This window comes from Sphingomonas sp. (assembly GCF_035714405.1).
Taxonomy (GTDB): Bacteria; Pseudomonadota; Alphaproteobacteria; order Sphingomonadales; family Sphingomonadaceae; genus Sphingomonas.
This window is the reverse complement of the sequence record NZ_DASTMA010000018.1, coordinates 376,078-399,951: the sequence shown is the minus strand read 5'-3', so window position 1 is coordinate 399,951 and position 23,874 is coordinate 376,078. Positions and strand designations below refer to the sequence as shown.

28 protein-coding genes are annotated in these 23,874 nt (G+C 67.6%); 13 read left to right on the top strand and 15 right to left on the bottom strand.

The features are described from left to right. Nucleotides 1-197: 197 nt before the first annotated feature. Nucleotides 198-2,633, bottom strand: coding sequence for a TonB-dependent receptor (locus VFQ64_RS08850; RefSeq protein WP_325102922.1), 2,436 nt, complete (start codon nt 2,631-2,633; stop codon nt 198-200). Between the two features lie 248 nt (nt 2,634-2,881). On the opposite strand from VFQ64_RS08850, the gene VFQ64_RS08845 reads away from it, so the two are divergent. Further along, nucleotides 2,882-3,352: an Hsp20 family protein gene (locus VFQ64_RS08845; protein ID WP_325102921.1), complete on the top strand. Its 471-nt coding sequence runs from the start codon at nt 2,882-2,884 to the stop codon at nt 3,350-3,352. A 69-nt stretch (nt 3,353-3,421) separates the two neighbouring features. Here VFQ64_RS08845 and VFQ64_RS08840 read toward each other — a convergent pair whose 3' ends face one another. The 3 genes from VFQ64_RS08840 to secG all read right to left on the bottom strand — a co-directional run bounded on the left by VFQ64_RS08840 (nt 3,422) and on the right by secG (nt 7,134). Then, nucleotides 3,422-4,954: a hypothetical protein gene (locus tag VFQ64_RS08840; protein ID WP_325102920.1), complete on the bottom strand. Its 1,533-nt coding sequence runs from the start codon at nt 4,952-4,954 to the stop codon at nt 3,422-3,424. Nucleotides 4,955-5,033: 79 nt separating this feature from the next. Then, on the bottom strand, nt 5,034-6,668 hold the full coding sequence (locus VFQ64_RS08835) for a CTP synthase (protein WP_325102919.1): 1,635 nt from the start codon (nt 6,666-6,668) through the stop codon (nt 5,034-5,036). Between the two features lie 85 nt (nt 6,669-6,753). Beyond that, the gene (secG, locus tag VFQ64_RS08830) at nt 6,754-7,134 is read right to left on the bottom strand and encodes a preprotein translocase subunit SecG (RefSeq protein ID WP_325102918.1); all 381 of its coding nucleotides are present in this window, start codon (nt 7,132-7,134) and stop codon (nt 6,754-6,756) included. 211 nt (nt 7,135-7,345) lie between these two features. On the opposite strand from secG, the gene VFQ64_RS08825 reads away from it, so the two are divergent. The 6 genes from VFQ64_RS08825 to VFQ64_RS08800 all read left to right on the top strand — a co-directional run bounded on the left by VFQ64_RS08825 (nt 7,346) and on the right by VFQ64_RS08800 (nt 12,129). Continuing rightward, complete coding sequence (locus VFQ64_RS08825; protein ID WP_325103428.1) at nt 7,346-7,687, top strand: MarR family transcriptional regulator; 342 nt, start codon at nt 7,346-7,348, stop codon at nt 7,685-7,687. Continuing rightward, nucleotides 7,602-8,006 (top strand): SH3 domain-containing protein, encoded by a 405-nt coding sequence (locus tag VFQ64_RS08820; RefSeq protein ID WP_325102917.1) that lies wholly within the window; start codon nt 7,602-7,604, stop codon nt 8,004-8,006. The genes VFQ64_RS08825 and VFQ64_RS08820 overlap by 86 nt, the downstream gene beginning before the upstream one ends. Then, nucleotides 8,003-8,920: an N-acetyl-gamma-glutamyl-phosphate reductase gene (gene argC / locus VFQ64_RS08815; protein WP_325102916.1), complete on the top strand. Its 918-nt coding sequence runs from the start codon at nt 8,003-8,005 to the stop codon at nt 8,918-8,920. The genes VFQ64_RS08820 and argC overlap by 4 nt, the downstream gene beginning before the upstream one ends. A gap of 9 nt (nt 8,921-8,929) precedes the next feature. Next, nucleotides 8,930-10,393: a glucose-6-phosphate dehydrogenase gene (gene zwf, locus VFQ64_RS08810; RefSeq protein ID WP_325102915.1), complete on the top strand. Its 1,464-nt coding sequence runs from the start codon at nt 8,930-8,932 to the stop codon at nt 10,391-10,393. Nucleotides 10,394-10,456: 63 nt separating this feature from the next. Next, the gene (gene pgl / locus VFQ64_RS08805; RefSeq protein ID WP_325102914.1) at nt 10,457-11,161 is read left to right on the top strand and encodes a 6-phosphogluconolactonase; all 705 of its coding nucleotides are present in this window, start codon (nt 10,457-10,459) and stop codon (nt 11,159-11,161) included. Continuing rightward, nucleotides 11,158-12,129, top strand: coding sequence for a glucokinase (locus VFQ64_RS08800; RefSeq protein WP_325102913.1), 972 nt, complete (start codon nt 11,158-11,160; stop codon nt 12,127-12,129). The genes pgl and VFQ64_RS08800 overlap by 4 nt, the downstream gene beginning before the upstream one ends. Nucleotides 12,130-12,158: 29 nt before the next feature. Here the strand turns inward: VFQ64_RS08800 and mltG are convergent, their stop codons facing one another. The 5 genes from mltG to fabD form a co-directional block, all read right to left on the bottom strand. Further along, complete coding sequence (gene mltG, locus VFQ64_RS08795) at nt 12,159-13,124, bottom strand: endolytic transglycosylase MltG (RefSeq protein WP_325102912.1); 966 nt, start codon at nt 13,122-13,124, stop codon at nt 12,159-12,161. A gap of 105 nt (nt 13,125-13,229) precedes the next feature. Further along, nucleotides 13,230-14,489 (bottom strand): beta-ketoacyl-ACP synthase II, encoded by a 1,260-nt coding sequence (gene fabF, locus VFQ64_RS08790; RefSeq protein ID WP_325102911.1) that lies wholly within the window; start codon nt 14,487-14,489, stop codon nt 13,230-13,232. An 84-nt stretch (nt 14,490-14,573) separates the two neighbouring features. Then, complete coding sequence (locus VFQ64_RS08785; RefSeq protein WP_325102910.1) at nt 14,574-14,810, bottom strand: acyl carrier protein; 237 nt, start codon at nt 14,808-14,810, stop codon at nt 14,574-14,576. Nucleotides 14,811-14,915: 105 nt separating this feature from the next. Continuing rightward, entirely contained in the window at nt 14,916-15,653 is a 738-nt protein-coding gene (gene fabG / locus VFQ64_RS08780) for a 3-oxoacyl-[acyl-carrier-protein] reductase (protein WP_325102909.1), read from the bottom strand. A gap of 12 nt (nt 15,654-15,665) precedes the next feature. Next, nucleotides 15,666-16,625, bottom strand: coding sequence for an ACP S-malonyltransferase (fabD, locus tag VFQ64_RS08775; RefSeq protein ID WP_325102908.1), 960 nt, complete (start codon nt 16,623-16,625; stop codon nt 15,666-15,668). 183 nt (nt 16,626-16,808) lie between these two features. Between fabD and VFQ64_RS08770 the strand changes: the two genes are divergently transcribed. Beyond that, nucleotides 16,809-17,183 (top strand): RcnB family protein, encoded by a 375-nt coding sequence (locus tag VFQ64_RS08770; protein WP_325102907.1) that lies wholly within the window; start codon nt 16,809-16,811, stop codon nt 17,181-17,183. Between the two features lie 35 nt (nt 17,184-17,218). On the opposite strand, the gene VFQ64_RS08765 is transcribed toward VFQ64_RS08770, so the two are convergent. Further along, nucleotides 17,219-18,508: an amidohydrolase family protein gene (locus tag VFQ64_RS08765; RefSeq protein WP_325102906.1), complete on the bottom strand. Its 1,290-nt coding sequence runs from the start codon at nt 18,506-18,508 to the stop codon at nt 17,219-17,221. Nucleotides 18,509-18,694: 186 nt separating this feature from the next. On the opposite strand from VFQ64_RS08765, the gene rpsF reads away from it, so the two are divergent. Genes rpsF through rplI form a run of 3 tightly spaced genes read left to right on the top strand, consistent with a single transcriptional unit; the run spans nt 18,695 to nt 19,979 of the window. Beyond that, nucleotides 18,695-19,153, top strand: coding sequence for a 30S ribosomal protein S6 (gene rpsF / locus VFQ64_RS08760; RefSeq protein WP_325103427.1), 459 nt, complete (start codon nt 18,695-18,697; stop codon nt 19,151-19,153). Then, on the top strand, nt 19,153-19,377 hold the full coding sequence (rpsR, locus tag VFQ64_RS08755) for a 30S ribosomal protein S18 (protein WP_325102905.1): 225 nt from the start codon (nt 19,153-19,155) through the stop codon (nt 19,375-19,377). The genes rpsF and rpsR overlap by 1 nt, the downstream gene beginning before the upstream one ends. A gap of 11 nt (nt 19,378-19,388) precedes the next feature. Next, complete coding sequence (gene rplI / locus VFQ64_RS08750) at nt 19,389-19,979, top strand: 50S ribosomal protein L9 (protein WP_325102904.1); 591 nt, start codon at nt 19,389-19,391, stop codon at nt 19,977-19,979. 232 nt (nt 19,980-20,211) lie between these two features. On the opposite strand, the gene VFQ64_RS08745 is transcribed toward rplI, so the two are convergent. The 5 genes from VFQ64_RS08745 to VFQ64_RS08725 form a co-directional block, all read right to left on the bottom strand. Further along, nucleotides 20,212-20,982, bottom strand: coding sequence for a pyrroline-5-carboxylate reductase (locus VFQ64_RS08745; RefSeq protein WP_325103426.1), 771 nt, complete (start codon nt 20,980-20,982; stop codon nt 20,212-20,214). A gap of 45 nt (nt 20,983-21,027) precedes the next feature. Beyond that, a complete protein-coding gene (locus VFQ64_RS08740; protein WP_325102903.1) occupies nt 21,028-21,531 on the bottom strand; it encodes a YbjN domain-containing protein in 504 nt (167 codons plus the stop codon). Nucleotides 21,532-21,634: 103 nt separating this feature from the next. Further along, nucleotides 21,635-21,910: an accessory factor UbiK family protein gene (locus VFQ64_RS08735; RefSeq protein ID WP_325102902.1), complete on the bottom strand. Its 276-nt coding sequence runs from the start codon at nt 21,908-21,910 to the stop codon at nt 21,635-21,637. Between the two features lie 19 nt (nt 21,911-21,929). Beyond that, on the bottom strand, nt 21,930-22,481 hold the full coding sequence (locus VFQ64_RS08730; RefSeq protein ID WP_325102901.1) for a TspO/MBR family protein: 552 nt from the start codon (nt 22,479-22,481) through the stop codon (nt 21,930-21,932). A 52-nt stretch (nt 22,482-22,533) separates the two neighbouring features. Further along, on the bottom strand, nt 22,534-23,268 hold the full coding sequence (locus VFQ64_RS08725) for a TlyA family RNA methyltransferase (protein WP_325102900.1): 735 nt from the start codon (nt 23,266-23,268) through the stop codon (nt 22,534-22,536). 44 nt (nt 23,269-23,312) lie between these two features. Between VFQ64_RS08725 and VFQ64_RS08720 the strand changes: the two genes are divergently transcribed. Beyond that, nucleotides 23,313-23,540 (top strand): antitoxin MazE-like protein, encoded by a 228-nt coding sequence (locus tag VFQ64_RS08720; RefSeq protein WP_325102899.1) that lies wholly within the window; start codon nt 23,313-23,315, stop codon nt 23,538-23,540. Next, entirely contained in the window at nt 23,531-23,845 is a 315-nt protein-coding gene (locus VFQ64_RS08715) for a type II toxin-antitoxin system PemK/MazF family toxin (RefSeq protein WP_325102898.1), read from the top strand. The genes VFQ64_RS08720 and VFQ64_RS08715 overlap by 10 nt, the downstream gene beginning before the upstream one ends. Nucleotides 23,846-23,874 lie beyond the last annotated feature (29 nt).

Sequence of the window (23,874 nt, the reverse complement as noted above, 5' to 3'; positions counted from 1 at the left end):
CCAGGATTGGGGGCTGACGAGCGATCGTCACGCAGGCGCCCGGGTCGCGAGAGCGGCCCGGGCGTTTGCGTTGTGGCGCAGGCGCGGCAACGTCCGCGCCGTTGCGCGGCCCAGCCGAGCAGCGCCGCAACCGGCCGGCGGGCGGCCGGGCCGACCCGTCCGACGTCACGGTGCGGCTTTGCCGCGCCGCACTTCCTTCAAAACGAGCGCGACACCGTCACCCCGTACGTCCGCGGATCGCCCGGCTGCCCCACGACCAATCCGGTGCTGCCGGACTGCACCGCCAGCACCTCGTAATAGTCTCGGTCGAAGGCGTTGCGCACCCAGCCGAACACGTTCCAACTGTCCCGCACCTTGTAGCCTGCACGGAAGTTGCTGAGCGCGTAGCCGGCGACATTCGTATAGGCCGACGGCGACGGGTTGGACGAGAAGCCGGACCGATAGCTGCCGTCATAACCCAGATAAAATTGGCCATCGAGGCCACCGAGTTGCGCGGGGATGCCGTATTCCGCGCCATAGGACAGCGCCCATTTCGATACGCCCGGCAGGCGCTGTCCGGAGATGTCGCAATTCGCCGGCGATGCGCCGCCGATCGTCCCGGCCGGGCTCGCGGGGCTGGTCGCCGACGCGGCGCTGCCGCCCGACAGCTCGGGCGGGCACGGCGCGTCGACGAAGCGGACGTATTTGGCGTCCGTATAAGCGGCGTTGAGGTACAGATTGAGCCGTGCGGTCGGACGGAACGCCGAGTCGATCTCAATCCCCTGGGTCCGCACCTTGCCCGCGTTGGCGAGATAGCCGCGCAGCACGCCGAGTTGCCCATTGGTGACCGTCGCCTGATAATCGGAAATGTCGGTGCGGAAAGCTGCCAAATTGACCGTCGCGCGCCGGTCCAGGAACTGCGTCTTCAATCCGAGCTCGAAATGGTTGACCTTTTCCGGCCGCACGGTCGCGGCCGCGAGGATCGGATTGTTGGCGAGGTCGAGCGGCAGGCCTGACAGGTTGATGCCGCCGGACTTGTAGCTTCGCGCGAAGGTCGCATAGGCATTGATGTCCGGCGTCACGCGGAAAGCGGCGGTGATGTCGCCCGAGAGGTTCCAGTTGTCGAATGCGGGCTGATAGCTCTGCGGCGCCAGCACCCCGCGTTGGTCGGCGAAGCGCGCCTCGCCGGTCACCAGCTCGCCGCCGCCGGTGCGCACGACGGAGACATAGTCGCCGTCCTTCTTGTCATAGTTCAGCCGCAGCCCCGGCGCAATCGACAGGCGCTCGCTGACGTTCCACGTCAGCTTGCCGAACAGCGCCGCGCTAGTGTTGGTGAAGCCGATCGTATTGGTGCTGGTCAGTCCATTGAGCGTCGCGGGGTTGCGGCCGCCGACGCTGGTCGGATTGAGCAAAAACGCACTCGCCGCGGGGCCCTGCACCTGCAGCCCCTGAGTGTCGATCGTCTGATAGAAATAGAATGCGCCTAGGGTATAGTCGACGCGGTTCTCGCCGGTGGAGCCGATCCGCAACTCCTGACTGAACTGGCTCTGCTGCGACGGGTTGGCCGACACGGTGGTGATGGGCAGCCCGATGAAATCGCGGTCGTTCGATGGGTCCCAGTGCCAGAACCGCCACGCGGTGACCGAGGTCAGCTCCGCCCCTCCCAGGTCGAGGCGACCGACCAGCGACAGACCGCCCAACTCCTGCTTGGCGCGCAAATCGGTGTCGACATCGGTGATCCGGTCGAACGCGTTGGTCGACGGCACGGCATAGCCCTGCGCTGCGGTCAGGGCGGCGTATTGCCGGTTGAGCGGCCGCTGCGTCGCACCGGTGCGCACATAATATTGGACGCAGCAGTTCGGGTTCTGGCGGTTGTAATCGCCATACAGCGTCAGGTCGAGATTGGGGCTCGCCCGCCACAGGATCTGGGCCCGGCCGCTCAGATTGTCCTGGCTGTTCTGCCATTCGTCCTGGCGGACATTGTAGATCGTCCCGCGCCGCGTCGTAACGGAGGTCGACAGGCGGATCGCGATCGTGTCGGCGACCAGCGGTCCGGAGATCGACGCCTTGCCTTGGAAGAAGTCGTAGTTGCCGATCGACAGCTCGGCGCGCGCCTCCGGCTCGAAACTCGGCGGCCGCGTGGTGATGTTGATCGCGCCTGCGGTCGTGTTCTTGCCGTACAGCGTGCCCTGCGGCCCGCGCAGGATCTCGATCCGCTCGGTATCGGTGAAGTCGAACGTCGCCGACGCGATGCGGCTATAATAGACCTGGTCGACATAGATGCCGACGCCCTGCTCGATGCCGTCGTTGGTCAGGCCGAACGGCGCGCCCAGACCGCGGATGTTGGCAGCCGAGTTGCGCGGGTTGGTCGAATAGAATTGCAACGACGGCTGCAGCTGGGTGATCCGGTTGACGTTGTAAGCGCCGGTCTCCGCGATGGCAGAGCCGCCGATTACCGAAATCGCGATCGGCACACGCTGCACCGTCTCGGCCCGTCGCCGCGCGGTCACAACCACGTCGCCGCCGCCTTGCTGGGCGGTGCCCAGACGGCCGGTGACCTCCTCTTGCGGAGCAGGCGGACCGGCGGTCTGGTCGACCGGCGCGGACGCACCCGCGGCTTGTCCGGCGAGCAACAGGGCTAGCGTCAGCGACATGGAAGGCTCCGCGATCAGGAGAGCCGAACCTCTACTCGTTCGATGGGAAATGCGCGGAGGCGAATGTTGGGGGGCGTGAAGGGCAGCTTTAGTCGCTTCGAAAAATTGCGAGATCGGGGCCTGAACTCCTCTTGACGCTACGGAATGCGATCCCATTTCCTCGCCGCGCGGCGCCTCTGAAGGGCCGCGTGGGACGCCGGCTCCGGCGGGCGGCCCCATTGTCAACTCGCTCTGATGAGGATTTGATCATGCGTCTGGACCTGACCCCCTACCGCCGTTCGACCATCGGCTTCGACCGGCTCTTCGACCTGCTGGAGACCAGCGCCAAGGCTGCGACCAGCGACAATTATCCTCCCTTCAACCTCGAGCGCGTCGCCGAAGACCGCTACCGCATCACGCTGGCGGTGGCCGGCTTCACCCGTGACGAGATCGAGATCACCGCGCAGCAGAACCTGCTGCTCGTCACCGGCCGCAAGGACGAGAAGGCGCCGAACGGCGACTTCCTCCACGTCGGCATCGCCAACCGTTCGTTCGAGCGCCGCTTCGAGCTCGCCGACTTCGTGCTGGTGCAGGACGCCCGGCTGAACGACGGGCTGCTCGTTGTCGACCTGGTGCGCGAGGTGCCCGAGGCGATGAAGCCCAAGACGGTGGCGATCAAGACCGGCACGCCGCTCGCCGCGGTCGAGAACAAGGCCGACGATCAGGCGCAGGCCGCCTAAGTCGTCATTAGCCGTACAGGGGAGCGCCCGCACCGAGAACGGACGGGCGCTCCTCATCTTTTAACCGCTTCAGGGTCGCCGAGGGCAGTGACCTCTAACGGGCGGCGCAAGCGGGCGGACCTGTTCGAAGGCGTCGAACAGGCCTGTGGTCGGCACCTGTCGATAGTGATCCATCACCCTCGCGAAGTCAGCGCCCTGAAGAAAATAGCGCCGTGGGTTATCGGCCGCGCTGGTGACTATGTCGGGCACCCGGCCCGGATAGAAGACGACGCGCCGAGGCGGCAGGCACCGGAACGTGTGCGCGGTCTTGCGCACCATTTGCCGACCGAGCTCCGCGATGCGCGGATCGCGGGCGCCTGCCTCATTGCCGTCAACGGCTTGCAGGATCCACAGCGACCCGCCCTGGCCGGCGAAGCGCAGGCCGCGGTTCGCGAGACCAGGCCAGCTGGTCCAGCCCTCCCTGGCGATAACCGCGACCACATCGCCTTCCCCGAGCCCGACAAAGGCCGGCGCGATGTCGGTTCGCGCGTCCGGGCGCCACTGCGTCGGGATGGCGAACAGGAGGAGTGGCAAGATCAACCCGGCGAGCGGGAGCACGCCGAGTCGGAGCCCCCGATCCCCTGCCCCACCAAACGCAAACGCCACCAGCGCGAGAGCGAGGCAGCCGGTGGTCGGGATGCTGTGATATGGCCAACCCTTGAGCTGGATGAGCCAGGCCGTCGCGAAGCCTGCAGCGGCGAGCAAGAACGCGACACTCAAGGAGGGCAGCGCCCGCCCGCTCGATCGGCGCAAGCCGATGATGCCCAGGATCACGAGCGCCCAGATCGGCTGCGCGGGACGGATCATGAAGCGCAGCTCGGGTGTGCTCGCGGCCGGATAGGCCAGCATCGTTGCTGGCACAGAGGCGGTGAGGAACTCGGGCGTCAGGACGTGCACGGCGGCGGCGTAAGCGACGGCCCCGGCCGCGAGGGTAAGCGTCTCGATCCGCAGCGGGCGCCATCGCTGGCGAAGGGACACGGCAAGCCATAGTTCGAGCAGCACCGGCACGGCGACGAAATAGTGCTTGAGCGCAAAGCCCAGCGCGGCCTGAACCCCGACAAGGAGCGCCAGCCACAGCGGCAGGGCCATCCCCTCCCGGCGCATGGCTGCAAGGAAGATGTACGGTAGCGACAGGATCAGCGTCAGCTGCTCGCGCTGCCCGAGGTCGCGCATCGGCATGATGATGAGGATCGCCGCGGCATAGGCGAGCAACAACCGCCGGACCGAGCCCAATCTCGCACAGGTGGCGAGGCTGAGCATCGTCACGCATCCTATCGCGACGATCAGCACGTCGGCGGCTCTTGCCCGCACCGTGTCCGCGATCGCGTCGATCGGCATCGCCAGCCAGAACCACAGCGGCGGATTGGGTTCGCTGATGTCGAGATACAGGCGGGCGCCGTGGCGGAGCTGATCGGCGATCCAGAGCTGGCCGGTGACATCGGGGGTCAGCGGTCGGGGCAGGAAGGCGAGCGTGAGCAGGGTAGCCGCAACGACCAGGATAGCCGCCGTTACGAACGCGCGCGTCATCCAGCCGATCTGGGGCCGGCGATCGTAAGCGAACATCCCCTCCCCTCCGGCCGCGCTTCAGCCGAGCGGCGAGCACCACCAGCGATGCCGGATCATGGTGAAGATGCGGTAAAGCTCAGACCAGCCGGCTCTGCTTGACCGCCGCTTCGATGAAGCTCGCGAACAGCGGATGCGGGTCGAACGGTTTGCTCTTCAGCTCCGGGTGAAACTGGACGCCGACGAACCACGGATGGTCCGGCCGCTCGACGATCTCCGGCAGCGTACCGTCGGGCGACATGCCGCTGAACACGAGGCCACCCTGTTCGAGCGCGGCCTTGTAGCCGGTGTTCACCTCATAGCGGTGGCGGTGACGCTCGGTGATCGCCGTGCCGCCATAGATGCTCGACACCACCGAGTTGCCGTCGAGCCGCGCCTCATAGGCACCCAGCCGCATCGTGCCGCCGAGGTCGCCCTGCGCCTCGCGCTTCTCCAGGCCGTCGCGCCCCATCCATTCGGTGATCAGCCCGACCACAGGCTCGGGGGTCGGGCCGAACTCGGTCGAACTCGCCGCCGCGATGCCGGCGAGGTCGCGCGCGCCCTCGACGCACGCCATCTGCATCCCGAAGCAGATGCCGAAATACGGTACGCGGCGCTCGCGGGCGAAGCGTACCGAGGCGATCTTGCCCTCTGCGCCACGCTCGCCGAACGCGCCGGGAACGAGGATCGCGTGGCAGGGCTCCAGCGCGGCGGCGACCTGCGCCTGCTCGCCCTCGAACAGCTCGGCGTCGATCCAGCGGATGTTGACCTTCACCCGGTTGGCGATGCCGCCATGCACCAGCGCCTCGTTCAGCGACTTGTACGCGTCCTGCAGCCCGACATATTTGCCGACCACACCGACCGTGACCTCCCCTTCCGGGTTGGTCAGACGATCGACGATATCGACCCAGCGGCCGAGGTCCGGCGCCGCGCCGGGCTCGATGCCGAAAGCGCGCAGCACCTCGGAGTCGAGCCCCTCGGCGTGATACTGCATCGGCACCGCATAGATGCTCTTGGCGTCGAGCGCGGGGATGACGGCGGCGGCCGGCACATTGCAGAACAGCGCGATCTTGGCGCGCTCGGACGGCGGTAGCGGGTGTTCGCAGCGGCACACCAGCACGTCGGGCTGAACCCCAAGTGCCGCGAGTTCGCGCACCGAATGCTGGGTTGGCTTGGTCTTCAGCTCGCCGGCGGCGGAGATATAGGGTACCAAGGTGACGTGGATCGAGATCGCGTTGCCGCGCCCGACCTCGTTCTTGAGCTGCCGGATCGCCTCGATGAAGGGCAGCGACTCGATGTCGCCGACAGTGCCCCCGATCTCGCACAGCACGAAATCGAGGTCCTCGGTCTCGGCCTTGGCAAAGGCCTTGATCGCGTCGGTGACGTGCGGAATGACCTGCACCGTCGCGCCGAGGTAGTCGCCGCGGCGCTCGCGTTCGATGATCTGCTTGTAGATGCGCCCGGACGTCACATTGTCCGATTGGCGCGATGCGACGCCGGTGAAACGCTCGTAATGACCGAGGTCGAGATCGGTCTCCGCGCCATCGTCGGTGACGTAGACCTCGCCATGCTGATACGGGCTCATCGTTCCAGGATCGACGTTCAGATAAGGATCGAACTTGCGGATGCGCACGCTGTATCCGCGCGCCTGAAGCAACGCGGCGAGACTGGCGGCCATCAGGCCCTTGCCCAGCGAAGACACCACGCCGCCGGTGATGAAGATGAACCGGGCCATGGGAGGACTCGCTTAGTCGGGAACACGCGCGAACGGCAAGCGCCTGCTCGCCGCAGGACGCGCCTCTACGTTCTTAATCTGTGGATTACTGGCCGAGCGGAACCTGGCCGTTTGCCGGCGGCGCTGCCGGATCGGCGACGTTGGGTGCCGCGGCCGGCAACGCGCCCGGGCCGACGATCGGCGCGTTGGAAGCAGGCGCGGGCGCCCTGCTCCTGGCCAGCGACGTGTCGATGGCCGCGCTCTGCCGGCTGGCGGCGAGCACCGCAAGCAGGATGGAGAGCGCGACGAACACGCTCGCCAGCACTGCGGTCGCGCGGGTCAGGAAGTCGGCGGCGCCGCGCGCGGACATCAGCCCCGACGGGCTGCCGCCCATGCCCAGTCCGCCGCCTTCCGAACGCTGCATCAGGATGACCGTCACCAGGACGGCGGCGACGATCGCGTGGACGACGAGCAAAAACGGAAACATGGGCTGGAACGGCCTCGGGTAATGCGGGTGAAGACCGGCGACATAGGCGGAGGCGTTCCGGCGATCAACCGGAACGCCTCGACGCAATATGTGCGACGTCGGAAACTAGCCATTAGCCAAGGCGTTATGATCGCGAAACAAGCCCCGCACGGGGCCTGTATGCGGAAGCAGCAACGTCGTGGCGAGTTTGATCCCAACCCTGTCGAGCTGGATGACGACCCTGGTCGACTATGTCCGCTCGGGGGAGCCCGACCTGACCAACCGGCAGATGGCGCTACTCATGGTGGTCTACCTCGATCCCGGACCCCACACCGTGCGCGGTCTCGCGCGCGCGCTCAACGTGTCCAAGCCGGTGGTGACGCGCGCCTTGAACAGATTGGGTGCGCTCGGCTATCTGCGCCGCCAGCGCGATGACAGCGACAAGCGCAACATCTTCGTCGCGCGTACACCCAAGGGGGCGGCCTTTCTTGAAGAGTTCGGGCAATTCATCGGCGAAGGCGAGCCCCGGCCCGCGCTCTTCGGGCACACGGCCCCCCAGCACGTCCCCGCTTGAGGCCGGCTCGCGGCCGAGCTTCGCGCTGACCGGACCTTCGGCGCGGCTCGATCCGCGCATCCACGCGGTCCGCGGCGATCTCGCCGACGTGCGGCTGGCGGAGCAGGTGTTCGCTCCGCATTACGCACAGCCGATGGCATGCCTGATCAGCCGTGCCACGCCGCTGTTGAGCAAGCCCGAAGGCGGCGAACCGGTGGCGGAACTGACCGCGGGTACCCACTTCGAGTTGCTCGAATTGGCCGGGCGCTATGCCTGGGGGATTGCGCCGGGGCCGGGGCTGGTGGGGTATTGCGACCGTACCGCGCTAGAACTGGCGTGACGGTCAGCGTCTTCATCGACGGCGCGGCCGGAACCACCGGGCTGGAAATCCGCGAGCGGCTAGGCACCCGCGCGGACCTGGCACTGATCGTCCTCGACGATGCGCGGCGCAAGGACGCTCGGGCGCGGGCCGAGGCGCTCAACGATGCCGATATCGCTATCCTCTGCCTCCCCGATGAGGCGGCGAGAGAGGCGGTGGCGCTGATCGGCGACGGGGATACGAAGGTCATCGATGCATCGAGCGCGCATCGCGTGGCGGGCGGCTGGACCTATGGCTTCCCCGAGCTCGGCTTCGACGTCGCAGCGTCGTCCCGCGTTTCGAATCCCGGCTGCTATCCGACCGGCTTTCTGGCCTTGATCACACCGCTGGTGCGCGCGGGACTGGTGCCTGTTGATTGGCCCCTGACCGTCAACGCGGTGTCGGGCTATTCCGGTGGTGGTAAGGCGCTGATTGAGCGGTTCGAGGCGGACGCGGGGCTGGCATTGCGCGGCTATGGTTTCGGCCTGGAGCACAAACATGTCCCCGAGATGCGGGTCCATGCCGGGCTTATCCATTCGCCGATCTTTGCCCCGAGCGTCACACGCGCGTTCCGGGGCATGATCGTCGAGGTGCCGCTGCACCTAGCCACCCTCGCCGGCAAGCCGTCGCGCGCGGCCTTGCTCGACGCGTTAGGCGCTGCGTTCGAGGATCGACCCTTGATCCGGGTACATGACGTCATGCCCGACGAGCTGCTGATCGCCACCGCCGAGGCACCCAATGACCGGCTCGACCTCTATGTCGCGACGGACGCCGCGAGTACGCAGGCGCGGCTGATCGCCACCCTCGATAATCTCGGCAAGGGCGCCGGTGGTGCCGCGGTGCAGAACCTGAACCTGATGGCCGGGCTTGATCCGCTCGCCGGGTTGATCCTGTAGGAGCCCGTGATGCAGCGCGATCCGGTGGCGAAACTGCTCCTGTTCGGGGCGACGGGCGATCTGGCCAAGCGGATGCTGCTGCCCTCGCTCTATGGACTTCATGCCGACGCGCTGCTGCCGGCAGGGCTGGCGATCGTCGGCTCGGCGCGGCAGCCGCTCGACGACGCAGGCTATCGCGACTTCGCGCGTAAGGCTCTGGACGAGTTCCTGCCCGCGGACCGCAAGCAGGAGGAGGCGATCACCGACTTCCTCCAGCGCCTGACCTATCAGCCCGCCGACCTGTCGGACGAGGCGACGTTCCAGCCACTGGCGGACAAGGTCGGCGATGTTTCCGGCGGCCTGGCGATCTTCCTGTCGACCGCGCCTTTTCTGTTCGAGCCGGCGGTGCGGGGCCTGCACAAGGTTGGGCTCGCCGGCTCCACGGTGCGCATCGGCCTGGAAAAGCCGCTCGGCTATGATCTCGCCTCCAGCCGCGAGATCAACGACACGGTGGCCGCCGTCTTCCCGGAGGATCGGATCTTCCGGATCGACCACTATCTGGGCAAGGAGACGGTACAGAACATCCTGACGCTGCGCTTCGGCAATTCTTTCTTCGAGCCCGTCTGGAACGCGCGCGGGATCGACAATGTCCAGATCACCATCGCCGAGACGGTCGGGCTGGAGGATCGCGCCGGCTATTATGAGAGCGCGGGCGCGCTGCGGGACATGATGACCAATCACATCCTCCAGCTACTGGCCCTGGTCGCGATGGAGCCGCCCGCCCGCTATGAGCCGAGCGCGATCCGTGACGAAAAGGCAAAGGTGTTCCGCTCGCTGCGGCTCATGACCGCCGAGGACGTCAAGGCGACCACCGTCACCGGCCAGTATATCGGCGGCGCCGTCAAGGGTGAGATCGTCAAGGGCTATGACGAGGAGCTGGGCAAGGAGTCCGACGTCGAGACCTTCGTCGCGGTCAAGGCGCACGTCGACAACTGGCGATGGCAGGGCGTCCCCTTCTACCTGCGCACCGGCAAGCGCATGACCACCCGGCGGAGCGAGATCGCGATCCAGTTCAAGCCGGTGCCGCATTCCATGTTCGTCGGTCGCGGCGGCTTGCTGCAGCCCAACACGCTGGTGATCCGCCTGCAGCCGGAGGAATATGTCCAGCTGCTGGTGATGGCCAAGGAGCCCGGGCTCGACCGTGACGGTGTCCGCCTGCGCGAGGTGCCGCTCAACCTCAGCCTCGACGCCGAGTTCAAGGGCGCGCGGCGACGGATCGCGTATGAACGCCTGCTGCTCGACCTGATCGAGGGCGACCAGACGCTGTTCGTGCGGCGCGACGAGGTGGAGGCGCAATGGACGTGGACCGATGCGATCCGCGCCGGCTGGGCGGCCAACGGGGTGAGGCCGAAAAGCTATCCGGCGGGCACTTGGGGACCATCGGCCGCGATTGCGCTGACCGAGCGCGATGGCGTGACGTGGCAAGATGATTGAGCCTAACCCTCTCCGATGTTTGTGGGAGCGGGTTTTGCGCGTGCGACTGAACAAGGAAATACGATGATCGAAGTAGAGTGGTGGGAATATGACGACGCGGAGGAGCTCGCGGCCGCCGTCGCTGGCGATCTCCAATTCGTGATTGAATCGGCGCTCGACGCCCGTGGCACCGCAGTGATCGCGCTGGCCGGCGGCAACACGCCCAGCGCCGCCTATACGAAGCTCGCCGCCGCCAAGCTCGATTGGAAGCGGGTGACGATCATCCCCACCGACGAGCGCATCGTGCCGCTGGGCGACAAGCTGTCGAACGTGACGATGATCGGCAAGACCTTCATCCCCAAGGGCGCCCGCGTCATGCCGATCGTTCCGCAGGCGACTACGGACCACAAGGCGGCGGGGCGCTCCGCCGACGCGCTGATGCAGGATCTGCACTGGCCGCTCGACCTCTGCCTGCTCGGGATTGGAGAGGACGGCCATACCGCGTCGATCTTCCCCGGCGCGGACTATGACGAGGCGCTGTCCGGTCCGCGCGAGCGCCGCGCGCTCGGCGTCATGCCCGATCCGCTGCCGCCGGAGGCGCCGGTCGCGCGCGTCACCCTGTCACGCCAGGGCATCGTCACCGCCAAGGCGCTGACCATCATCATTGCCGGCGCGGCGAAGCGCAAGGTGTTGGAGGACGCGATCAAGCAGGGGGAATCATCCCCCTATCCAATCGGGCGGGTGCTCGCCGAGGTGGAGCTGCCGGTGGACATTCACTGGGCCCCGTGACCGAGCTGGTCGCGGCCGACATCGGCGGCACCCACGCTCGCTTCGCGATGGCGGAAGTCGCGAACGGAAAGGTTATCCGGCTCGGCGAGCCGGTGACGCTCGACACCCGCGAGTACGACGACCTGGACAGTGCATGGCGCGCGGCAGGCGCGCGTTTCGGCCGCCCCCTCCCCCGTGCCGCCGCACTGGGCGTCGCCTCGTCCTCCGGTGCCGCGAGCGGGGGCCTGACCTCTGACATCTGGTCGTTAGACGACGATGCGCTCCGCACCGCGTTGGGGGTCGACACCCACCTCCTCATCAACGATTTCGGCGCCGTCGGGCATGCGGTGCAGCATCTGGACTCGGCCGGCTTCCAGCATCTGTGCGGCCCCGACACGCCGCTGCCTGCGGGCGGCGTCATAACCATCTGCGGCCCGGGCACCGGCGTGGGATGCGCCGAGCTTGTGCGCGGCGCCGGCTGCTACGACGTGATCGAGACCGAGGGCGGCCATATCGGCTTTGCCCCGGCCGACTCATTCGAGGATGCTTTGGTGGCGCGGCTCCGCGCAGAGTTCGGGCGTGTCTCGGTGGAGCGGGTCTGCGGCGGACCCTCGATCCTACCGCTTCATGCCCAACTCGCGGCCGACCGGGGCCTGAGCCCTCCACCCGCGGGCGAGCGCAAGATATGGCAGGCGGCACTGAACGGAACCGACCCGATCGCCGTCATGGCTATGGAGCGGTTCTGCGGCATTCTGGGGGCGGTGGCCGGCGACCTGGCGCTGGCGCAGGGCGCCAAGGCGGTGGTGATCGCCGGCGGTCTCGGTCATCGGCTGAAAGACCGGCTGCCCAGCTCCAGCTTTCCGGAGCGCTTCCTCGCCAAGGGGCGCTTCCGGCACCTGATGGCGACCCTGCCGGTCAAGCTCGTCACCCACCCGCAGCCTGGGCTGTTCGGCGCGGCGGCAGCCTTCGCGCAACGATATCCTGCCTAGTCCTCTTTCGTCCGCGTAGGACCGACCGATCAAATCCCGTTCACCCGCCTGAACTCGCGCCACTTCGCGACATTGGCGTTGTGCTCGGCCAGCGTGTTCGCGAACACATGCCCGCCCGAGCCGTCGGCGACGAAATACAGTGCCGGGCTCTGCTCGGGGTCTAGCACCGCGTCGATCGACGCGCGGCCGGGATTGGCGATCGGCCCGATCGGCAGGCCGGCACTGGCATAGGTGTTATATCCGTTCTTCGCGTCGAGCTCGGAGCGCAGGATGCGGCGGCCGAGCGGCCGGCCCTTGGTGATCGGATAGATGACCGTGGGATCGGCCTGCAACGGCATGCCGCGTCGCAGGCGATTGCTGTACACCGCCGCGACCAGCCGCCGTTCCGACGGCTTGCCGGTCTCCTTCTCGACGATGGAGGCGAGGATGATCGCCTCCTGCGGGGTGTTGACGGCGATGTTGGGCTTCCGCTTGGCCCAGGCTTGCGCAAGGTAGCTCCGCATCGCTCCCTCCATCCGATCCGCCACGCTCTGGCGGGTGTCGCCGCGCTGGAAGGCATAGCTGTCGGGCAACACCGCGCCCTCCGCCGGCAGCGGCGCCGGGCCGGTCAGCCCCTGCGCCCGACCGAGCGCGTCCTGCACGAGGACCGACGGCCAGCCTTCGGGCACCACCACCAGCCGCTGCAGCGTTTTGCCGCCCTGCAGCATCTTGAGGATGTCGGCCGGGCTCAGCTTCGCGGGAATGCGGTACTCCCCCGCCTTGATCGGAGCGCCCGAACCGAACAGCCGGGCGAGCAGGCGGAAGCGGCTGGCGGAGTCGATTGCGCCGGCCTTTTCGAGCTCACGCGCGGTGGACGAGAGCGACGCGCCCTGCGCGACCTGAAAGGTCAGTGTCCGCGGGTTCGGCCCCGCCCCGCCCCAGCCCTGGATGACGACGAACAGCGCGACCGCGGCGACCAGCACGGCCATCAACGCGAAGCAGCCTAGCTTGCGCATGCTTCTATCCCTCCCCGGCGCGAGCCGGGGCCCAGACTGACGCCCGGGACTGGGCCCCGGCGTACGCCGGGGAAGGAGTAAGCGCCGCGGAAGGGGCAGCGTGCATCAGATCGCCCGCATCACCAGCGACGCGTTGGTGCCGCCAAAGCCGAAGCTGTTGTTCAACACCGCCTTGATCGGCCGCTGCTTCGCCTGATGCGGCACCAGGTCGACGCCCACGCAATTGTCGCTCGGATTGTCGAGATTGAGGGTCGGCGGCGCCACCCCGTCGCGCATGGCGAGGATGCAGAAGATCGCCTCCACCGCGCCGGCGCCGCCCAGCAGGTGCCCGATCGCCGACTTGGTCGAGCTCATCGACAGCGAACCGATCGCATCGCCGAACAGCCGCCGCACCGCGTTCAGCTCCAGTTCGTCGCCGAGCGGCGTCGACGTGCCATGGGCGTTGACATAGTCGATGTCGGACAGCGCCAGGCCCGACTTCTTCATCGCCATCTGCATCGCTCGGAACGCACCCGAGCCTTCCGGGTGCGGCGCCGTGACGTGGTAGGCGTCGCCCGAAAGGCCATAGCCGATCACCTCGGCATAGATCTTCGCGCCGCGCTTCTTGGCGCGCTCATATTCCTCCAGCACGACGACGCCCGCGCCCTCGCCCATGACGAAGCCGTCGCGGTCCTTGTCATACGGGCGGCTGCCGCGCCACGGCTCGTCGCGAAAGCCGGTGGACAGCGCGCGCGCCTGGCCGAAGCCGGCGATACCGATGGGGCAGATCGCGCCCTCCGCGCCGCCCGCCAGCATCACGTCGGCGTCGTCCATCGCGATCATCCGCGCCGCGTCGCCGATCGCATGCGCGCCGGTCGAACATGCCGTCACCACCGCATGGTTCGGCCCCATCAGTCCGTATTTGATCGTCACCTGACCGGTGATAAGATTGATCAGCCGGCCATGGACGAAGTGCGGCGACACCCGCTTGGGCCCCTTCTCGTGCAGGACCAGCGACTCGCTCTCGATGCCGGGCAAGCCGCCGATGCCCGAACCGATCGACGCGCCGGCGCGATAGCGCTCCTCCTCGGTCATGTCGGTCAGCCCGGCATCCTCGAGCGCCTGGCCGGCCGCGTCGATGCCATAGACGATGAACGGATCGACCTGGCGCTGCACCTTGTGGTCGACCCGCTTGCCCGGATCGAAGCCGTATTCGTGGCCCGCCGGCTTCACCTCGCACGCGTAGTTGCTGTGAAATTCGGTCGCATCGAACCGCGTGATCGTGGCCGCGCCCGATTTCGCCGCGATGATGTTCTTCCAGGCGGTTTCCACCTCCGCGCCCAGCGGGGTGACGAGGCCGAGGCCGGTGACGACGACGCGACGCATGCGCTTATTCCTCTGCGTTCAAACAGAAACGGCTCCCGACCCGTTGCCGGGCGGGAGCCGCTTGATCTTCTACCGAGCGTAGGCTCAGCCCTTATGCTCGTCGATATAGCTGATCGCGTCCTTGACGGTCGAGATCTTCTCGGCGGCGTCGTCGGGGATCTCGACGCCGAACTCCTCCTCGAATGCCATCACCAGCTCGACAATATCGAGCGAGTCCGCGCCGAGATCGTCGATGAAGCTCGCGTCCTCCGTGACCTTCTCGGCCTCGACGCCGAGGTGCTCGACGACGATCTTCTTCACGCGGTCGGCGGTCTCGCTCATGCTCTTGTCCCTCTTGGGTTTGGAAGTTTCTGAACGTCGGTAGAACGCAGGTGGTTGCGAAGCAAGCGTGGTTTGACCGTGCCTGGGCCCCGACCTGCCGCCGGATCACAGCATCGCCATGCCGCCGTTGACGTGCAGCGTCTGCCCCGTGACGTAACCCGCCTCGCGCGAGGAGAGGTAAACCACCGCCGCCCCAACATCCTCGCCGCTGCCCAGGTCGCCGGCAGGGATGCGGGTGAGCAGCGCCGCTTTCTGCGCGTCAGGCAGTCCATCCGTCATCGCCGAGCGGATGAAGCCGGGCGCAATGCAGTTGACGGTGATGTTGCGGCTGGCGAGTTCCTGGGCGACGGCCTTGGACATCCCCACCAGCCCCGCCTTGGACGCCGCGTAGTTGGCCTGTCCGGGATTGCCGGTTGCGCCAACCACTGAGGTGATGGAGATGACGCGCCCGAACCGCGCCTTCATCATCGGCTTGGCAGCCGCCCTGATCAGCCGGAACGCCGCCTGCAGGTTGACCCGAATGACCGTGTCCCACTCATCGTCCTTCATCCGCATCGCGAGATTGTCGCGCGTGACCCCGGCATTGTTGACCAGGATGTCCAGCCTGCCGAGCGCCTCTACCGCTTGCGGCACCAGCCGGTCGACCTGCCCCGCATCCGACAGGTCGCAGGCGAGCGCGACATGGTCCCTTCCCAGCCCGGCACGGAAGCGCTCCAGCTTGTCGGCGTTGGACCCCGACACCGCCAACCGTGCTCCCTGACCCCCCAACGCGTGGGCGATGGCCGACCCGATGCCCCCGGACGCGCCGGTGACGAGGGCGGTCATGCCTGTAAGATCGAACATGCTCATTCTCCTTCAGAGCGTCCTGGAGAGCGCCTCGATGTCATCCATGGAGACGACGCCGGTGACGGTCACGTCGGGTGCAATCCGCTTGACCATCGGGCCAAGCACCTTGCCGCCGAATTCGACGAACTCCGTCACGCCCGCCGCCGTCATCGCTAACACGGACTCGCGCCACCGGACCATGCCGGTGACCTGCTGGACCAGCGCCACGCGGATCATGCCTGGCGAAGCGATCGCCGCCGCGTCGACGTTGCAGAACACGGACACGAATGGCGCGCGCAGATCGGCGCCGAGCAGTGCGTTCTCCATGACTTCGGCGGCGGGCTGCATTAGCGGGCAGTGAAACGGTGCCGACACCGGCAGCAGCACCGCGCGCTTGGCGCCCAATTCCTTGGCGAGCGGCACCGCCCGCTCGATCGCAGCGCGATGGCCGGAAATCACCACCTGTGAGAGATCGTTGTCGTTGGCGACCGTGCAGATCAACTCTGCTCCACCCTCTGCCAGGATCGCGTCCACCGCCGCACCGGCGATGACGCGCGCCAGCTCCAGGTCGCAGCCGAGCAGCGCCGCCATTGCCCCTTCGCCGACCGGCACCGCCTCCTGCATCGCCAGCCCGCGCGTCCGCAGCAATCGCGCCGTGGTTGCGAGGTCCAGCGCCCCCGCCGCGCACAGCGCAGTGTACTCGCCGAGCGAATGCCCGGCGACATAGTCGCACTTCTCCGCTAGCCGGAGGCCACCTTCGCGCTCCAGCACCCGCAGCGTTGCGATAGCGTTCGCCATGATCGCGGGCTGCGCATTCTCGGTCAGCGTCAGCTCGTCCGCCGGTCCTTCGGCCATCAACCGCGACAGGCTTTGCCCCAGGGCGTCGTCCACCTCCTGGAACACCTCGCGCGCATGGACGCTGGCGTCCGCCAGGGCCTTGCCCATGCCGACCGATTGGCTGCCCTGTCCCGGGAAGATGAACGCGCGCACAGGCCTCTCCTTGTTCTGTTTTGTCCGGTTAGGCCGGGCGGTCCAGCTTCGCAACGTGAGCACGCTCGCGTGTTCTGACACATTCTGCGACCAATTCGGCCCTTCTGGAACAAGGCCCTGCGACAAGGGTCTCCTATTTCCTCATTCGACGCCGACGAGAGGCGCCAGCAGTGGAGTAGACCCATGAAGAAGATCATTCTCAGCGTTCTCGCCGCCACGGTGGCGATCAGCCCGATGGCCGTCAGCGCGGCCGAGGCGCAGCAGTATCGCGACCAGCGCCAGCGCACGACGGTGGTGCGGGAGCGCCCGAACGGCACGGTGGTCACCCGCACGGTGGTCCGCCAGAACCAGAGCCGGGGCCGTGCTTGGCGCAAGGGCCAGCGGTTCGATCGCCGCTATGCGCAGAACTATCGTGAGATCGACTATCGCACCTATCGCGGTCGCGGCCTCTATGCCCCGCCGCGCGGCCATCGCTGGGTGCGCTCGGGGAACGACGCGGTGCTGATCGCGATCGGCAGCGGCCTGATCGGCGCGGTGATCGGCAACGCCATCCGCTAAGCGCCGCGGGAGCGGGAGGTTCGGACCTCCCGCTCCTATGGCCGCTTGGCGACCTGCCCGCCCTTCATCACGAAGCGCACCTGCTTCAGCACCGTCACGTCGGCGAGCGGATCGCCCGCCACCGCGATGATGTCCGCCGCCTTGCCCGCTTCCAGCGTCCCGATCTCGCTGGACAGCCCGAGCAGCTCGGCGGCGTTGATCGTCGCGGCCGTCAGCGCGGTCGCGGGCGTCATGCCGTGCTTGACCATCAGCCCGAACTCGTCGGCGTTGCGTCCGTGCTTGGACACGCCGGCATCGGTGCCGAACGCGATCTTGACCCCGCCCGCGACCGCTCTCTCCAGCGCCTTGCCGGTGATGCCGATCCGCCAATCGATCTTGGCGCGCACCGCCGGCGCATAGGCATTCGGATTGGCCGCGATCCGCTCCAGATAGCCGTTCACCGTCGACAGCGTCGGCACATAGTAAGCACCCGTGCGGCGGAACAGCGCCACCTCCGCATCGGTCAGCAGCGTCCCGTGCTCGATCGAATGCGCGCCTGCGCGCAAGGCTAGCGCGATGCCATCGGCCCCATGGGCGTGGACCGCGACCTTCTTGCCGTACAGCTTGGCCGTGTCGACGATCGCCTTGGCCTCGTCGTCGAACATCTGCTGGCCCAGCCCCGCCGCGATCGGGCTGTTGACGCCGGCGGTGGTGGCGATCTTGATGACGTCGGCACCGCGACCGACCTGCCGACGCACCGCCCTGCGGCAATCCTCTACCCCGTCGCACAGGTTCTCGGGCGCATGCAGCCGCTCGACGACATCGTCGGTCAGGCTGAGCCTGCCATCCATGTGGCCCGACGTGGTCGAGATCGATTCGCCCGCGTCGAGGATACGCGGCCCAACCATCCAGCCCCGCGCGATCGCGTCGCGCAGCGCCAGCGTCACGCCGCCGCCATCGCCCAGGTTACGCACCGTGGTGAACCCCGCCTCCAGCGTCTTGCGCGCGTTCATCGCAGCCTCCAGCGCGTTCATCGCCCGGTTCTCGGTAAAGGCGGCCAGCGCCGCCTCCGTCCCGGCGCGATCGGACGAGAGATGGACATGGGCATCGATCAGCCCCGGCAGCACCGTCATCGCACGCAGGTCGATCAGCGTCGCCCCGGCGGGGGGCGGCGTGTGCCCTTGCTCGACCCTCTCCACCTTGCCGCCGCGCACGATCAGCGTCGCCGGTCCGCCCACCGGCCGGTCGGCGCGCACGATCAGGCGGCCGGCGTGAATGACGGTGACCACCTCCTGCGCCGTGACCGGAGTGGCGACGAAGACGGCGGCGAGCAACAGGTGGCGCATGATCTCTCCCTTTGGCGAGGCAGCCTATCGCCTGCCCGCCCGCTGCCCAGCTTGTGTTGCCGGGCGATCCGCGTTAGGGGCGCCGCAGCGGGCGAGGACGCAAGTCCCTCGCCCGCTTGCTTTTGAACGACGGCCGGAGGGGCATGGCATGGGGCCATGTCAGCGATCGGCAGGAGAATGAACGACATGGCTCTTTACGAGCATGTGTTCCTTGCGCGCCAGGACCTGGCGCAGGCGCAAGTGGACGCGCTGGCGGAAGCCGCCACCAAGATCGTGACCGATGGGCAGGGACGCGTCACCAAGACCGAGTCCTGGGGGCTGCGCAGCCTCGCCTATCGCATCGCCAAGAACCGCAAGGCGCATTACGTCATGCTCGAGATCGACGCTCCGGGTACGGTCGTCGCCGAGCTGGAGCGCCAGACCCAGATCAACGAGGACGTGATCCGCTTCATGACCGTGCGCGTCGACGAGGCCGAGGCCGGTCCGTCGGTGATGATGCGCAAGCAGGAGCGCGACCGTGAGCGCCGCGCGGACCGCGAAGGCGGCCGCGAGGGCGGCGGCTTCGGTCGTGACGGCCGCGACGGTGGCCGCGATCGTGACCGGGACGCACCCCGTCCACGCCGTGACCAGGAGGAGGCAGCGTAATGGCCCGCCCGTTTTTCCGCCGCCGCAAGTCGTGCCCGTTCAGCGCCAAGGATGCGCCCCGGATCGACTACAAGGACGTCCGCCTGCTGCAGGGCTTCGTGTCCGAGCGTGGCAAGATCGTCCCGGCACGCATCACCAGCGTGTCGGGCAAGAAGCAGCGCGAGCTCGCCCAGGCGATCAAGCGCGCGCGTCACCTGGGCCTGCTGCCCTACGTCGTGAAGTGAGGAGTTAGCAGATGGATGTCATTCTGCTGGAGCGCGTCGAGAAGCTCGGCGCCATCGGCGACGTGGTCAAGGTCAAGGACGGGTTCGCCCGCAACTTCCTGCTGCCGCGCAAGAAGGCGCTGCGCGCCAACGAAGCCAATCGCAAGGTCTTCGAGGCGAACCGCGCGCGGATCGAATCCGACAACGCCTCGCGGCGCGGCGATGCCGAGAAGGAAGCCGCTGGCTTCAAGGACGCGACCGTCACGCTGATCCGTCAGGCCTCGAACACCGGCCAGCTCTACGGCTCGGTCGCCGCGCGCGACCTGGTCGATGCGCTGGCGGCGGACGGCCACAAGGTGCTGCGTTCGGCGGTCGTGCTTGACAAGCCGATCAAGGCGATCGGCCTCTATAACGTCAAGCTGGCGCTGCACCCAGAGGTCGCGGTGACCGTCAAGGTCAACGTCGCCCGCTCGCCGGAAGAGGCCGAGATGCAGGCATCGGGCGTCGACGTGATGACGGCGATGTTCGAAAAGGACGAGGCCGGCTTCACCGAGGATTACGATCCCAACGCCGAGCCCGGTGCTACCGCCGAGGTGTCGACGACGGAGCCGACCCAGGCTTAGTCACCAAAGTCGCTAACGCAAAAAGGCCGCCAGGATCGCTCCGGGCGGCCTTTTTCGTGTCCCTTGCAGGTGCGGCTCAGATCACGGGCAGACCACGCACGCGCTGGCGACCGCTGCGAGAGGGATAAGCGCCAGGACGAGGGTGAAGATGGTCTTCATGTGCGATGCAGCCTGCTGGAATGATCTGCTGGCTGAATGCACGATGCCAAGAAAGGTTGCCGCCAGGTGAACGTCAGGTGCGACGCGCCGATTGTGCCACTTCGGCATTGCGCCGCGTCGCCGCCGCCAGTGTGGCGCTCAGCAGCTTCATCAAGGCCGCGTCGTCATCAAGCACATCAAGCCCCTTGCGGGTAGAGCCGCCGGGACTGGCCACGCGTTCGGCCAGTGCCCCCGGTGCAACATCGGCAGCGCCCGCTAGGAACGCCGAGCCCTCCACCGTCGCCAGTGCCAGCCGGCCGGCCTGCTCGGGTGGCAGTCCCAGTGCCTCACCCGCCTGCGCCAGCGCGTCGATGAAGCGATAGAGGAACGCCGGGCCACTCCCCGCCAACGCGGTCACCGCGTCGAACAGCCGCTCGTCACCGATCCACTCGACCAGCCCCAGCGGCGCCATCAACGCCGCCGCCCGCTCGCCGGCTTCGGTGCCGCGCGCGCCATGCAGCGCCACGACCCCCTTGCCGATCGCCACCGGCAGGTTGGGCATCGCCCGCACCACCGGCGCCTGCATCAGCCCGGCCAGTGTTTGCAGCTCCACGCCGGCGAGGATCGACACCACCAGGCGCGGCGCGTGCCCGCGCAATGGGGCTCGGATACTGTCGAGCTGATGCGGCTTCAGCCCCAGCAGGATCGTGTCGAACACCGCGCTCGCCGGTATCTCGGAAACGACGCGAACTCCGCCGGGCATCGCCCGCCCGCTCGGTGAGACCACGGTCACCGCATCTGCCGGCATCCCCGTGGCGAGCCAGCGGGCCAGCATAGCGCCGCCCATGTTGCCGGCGCCAACCATCAACAGCCGGCCGGCCGCGACGGCGGGGTTCACGCCGCGCGTACCCTAGGCTTCACCCTGGGTCTCGATCAGCGCGGCGACGATCGCCTCCTTGGGGCTCTTGCCGCCCCACAGTACGAACTGGAACACCGGATAGAAGCGCTCGCACTCCTCGACCGCCGTCTCGACCAGCAGCTCGGCCGCGGCCAGCGACAGCGTCCCCCCGTCCTCGCCGTCGACCATGGCGGCGTGGCGATAGAGCAGCACGCCCGAGGACGACCACAGCTCGAAATGACCAATCCACAGCTGTTCGTTGACCAGCGCCATGGTCTCCCACATCGCCGCGCGGCGATCGTCGGTGACCTTGATGTCGGGAAACGCCAGGAACTGCAGCACGCTGTCGTCCTCGCGCCACAGCGCGCGGAGCTCATACGTCGTCCAGCTGCCCTTTACCTGGGCGACGATCTCGTCCTCGTGGCGCTCGTTCTCCCAGCCATGCGCGTCGTAATAGGCCTCGAGCATGTCGATCGGGGCAGCATCGTCGGTTTCGTGTTCCTGCTCGTTCAGCATGCGCCCCGTCCCCACCTGGCCGCGCATAGCACAACCCGGCGTCGGCCGCCCGCCGCGTGCGGCCGGCGCGGTGGACAGACCTGTAGAGAAAGCTGTGGAAAAATCAGCCCAGTAACTCCGACGGCGCGGATGCCGGTACCGTCTTTGCTTCCAGCGCGTCCAACCGGGCACGCAGCACGTCGGCTTCGTCGCGCGCCGCCGCGGCCATCGCCTTGACCGCTTCGAACTCGTCCCGGCCGACGAAATCCAGGCCGCCGATCCACTCGCGCGCGCGCTCCCGAGCGGAGGCCTCGGCCTCGCGACCGACGCCTGCCAAGGTGCCGGCGGCGCCGTTCAGCACCTTCACGAAATCGCTCACCATCCGGTTTTCGGACTGCATCCACCCAACTCCTGTCGTCTCACAGCATCTGGGAGGTGCGCGCGCCCGGCGCAACCCGCTCCGCGTCGGGGTTGAGCTGGCCGATGCGCCAGTTCAGCCCTGCCGCGAACGTCACCCAGACGAGCAGCGGCACCATCAGCCACGCCGCCGGCTTGCGCACGCGCGCGAACAGGACCGTGGTGACGATGCCGGCCAGCAGGATGGCGAGGATCACCCCCAGCCCTGCCCCGATCCACTGCGCCCCGAAGAACACCGGCGTCCACGCCGCCAGCAAAACCACCGTAAGCGCGAACAGCGCCACGCCCGGCCACCGGCCCCCCGCGCCGCGCGCGTTCAGCACCGCCGCCACCGCCAGCCCCATGCAGATATAGATGATCGTCCAGGCGACCGGAAAGGCCCAGTTCGGCGGGTTCAGCGCAGGCTTCGCCAGCGCCATGTACCAGGCATTGTCGTCGCCGGTGGGCGCGCTGCGGCCGGAGCCGAAGCCGATCAGTAGCACCAGCGGCACGGCGACCGCCGCCCACCTGGCGAAGGACCACCGCAACTGCCCTCTCGACGCGATCCCGCCCATGGCCGTCCTCTTGCTGTCGATCAACCGTCCCTGCCCCACCACAGGCGCCGGTTCAACCGAGCCGGGCGGCGAGAAGGAATTCTATATTGCCCTCCGGTCCCGTGATGGGACTGGGGGTGGTGCCGACGACGCTCCAGCCCTGCCCCTCGATCCAGGCCGCGACCGCGTCGCACACGCGCTGGTGGACGACGGGATCGCGCACCACGCCGCTCTTGCCCACCTCGTCCCGGCCCGCTTCGAACTGCGGCTTGACCAGTGCCAGCAACCGCGCACCCGGCCCGGCGAAAGTCAGCGGTCGCTCCAGCACCTTGGCTAGCCCGATGAAGCTCGCATCGCAAACAATGAGGTCGATCGGCTCGGCGATGTGCGCAGGCGTCAAGATGCGCGCGCTGGTCTGCTCCAGCACCACCACACGCTTGTCCTGCCGCAGCTTCCACGCCAGCTGATTGGTGCCGCTGTCCACGGCATAGACGCGCGCCGCGCCCCGCGAGAGCAGCACGTCAGTGAAGCCCCCCGTCGACGACCCGACGTCGATCGCCACTGCGCCGCTGACGTCCCAACCAAATTGATCGAGGCCATGCGCCAGCTTGATCCCGCCGCGCGATACCCAGGGATGATCGCGTCCCCGCACCTCGACCACGGCATCGTCGGACAGCAGCTGCCCTGGCTTGGCAATCTTGCTCTCGCCCGCGAACACCACCCCCGCCATGATCAAAGCCTGCGCCCGCGTCCGGCTCTCGGCCAATCCACGGTCTGCGAGCAGCTGGTCGGCGCGGAGCTTGGGCAATCCGACATCCTTGACGAGACGGGGTTGCGCGCTACCTTGCGTATATGAACGATGCAAGCCCGGCTCGGCACAACAAGTTCAAGGCGTATCGCGCCCGCAAGAAGGCTGCCGGACTGCACGAAGTACGGCTGTGGCTACCTGATACACGTTCCCCCGCGTTCATCGCAGAAGCCCGACGGCAGGCCGCGCTGGCCGACGAAGGCGATGATGTCACGGTGGCTTCGGACATGATGGAACGCCTCTCAGCGGAGGCTGGGCAGGATTGGCGCTGAGGCGTGGGGACATCGTCCGCATCGCGGACGGGAAGCCGGCGGTGGTCGTGCAGTGGGACGGTCTGCCGACGCCGACCAACATTCTCGTCTGCCCGCTCACCTCACATCTGATCGACGCCCCGACCTATCGGCCCACCCTCGAACCCGACGCAGAAAACAACCTCCTGTCGACATCACAGGTGATGGTCGACCGCCTCGGCTTCATCCGCCGAGATCGCATTGACGGCGTGATCGGACGATTAGGATCGACCGACCTCTCCAGGCTCAACCTTGCGCTGGCTGTGGTGCTCGACCTCGGCAGCTGAGCGCGCCGCGCGCAGCCTTCGCCATACTG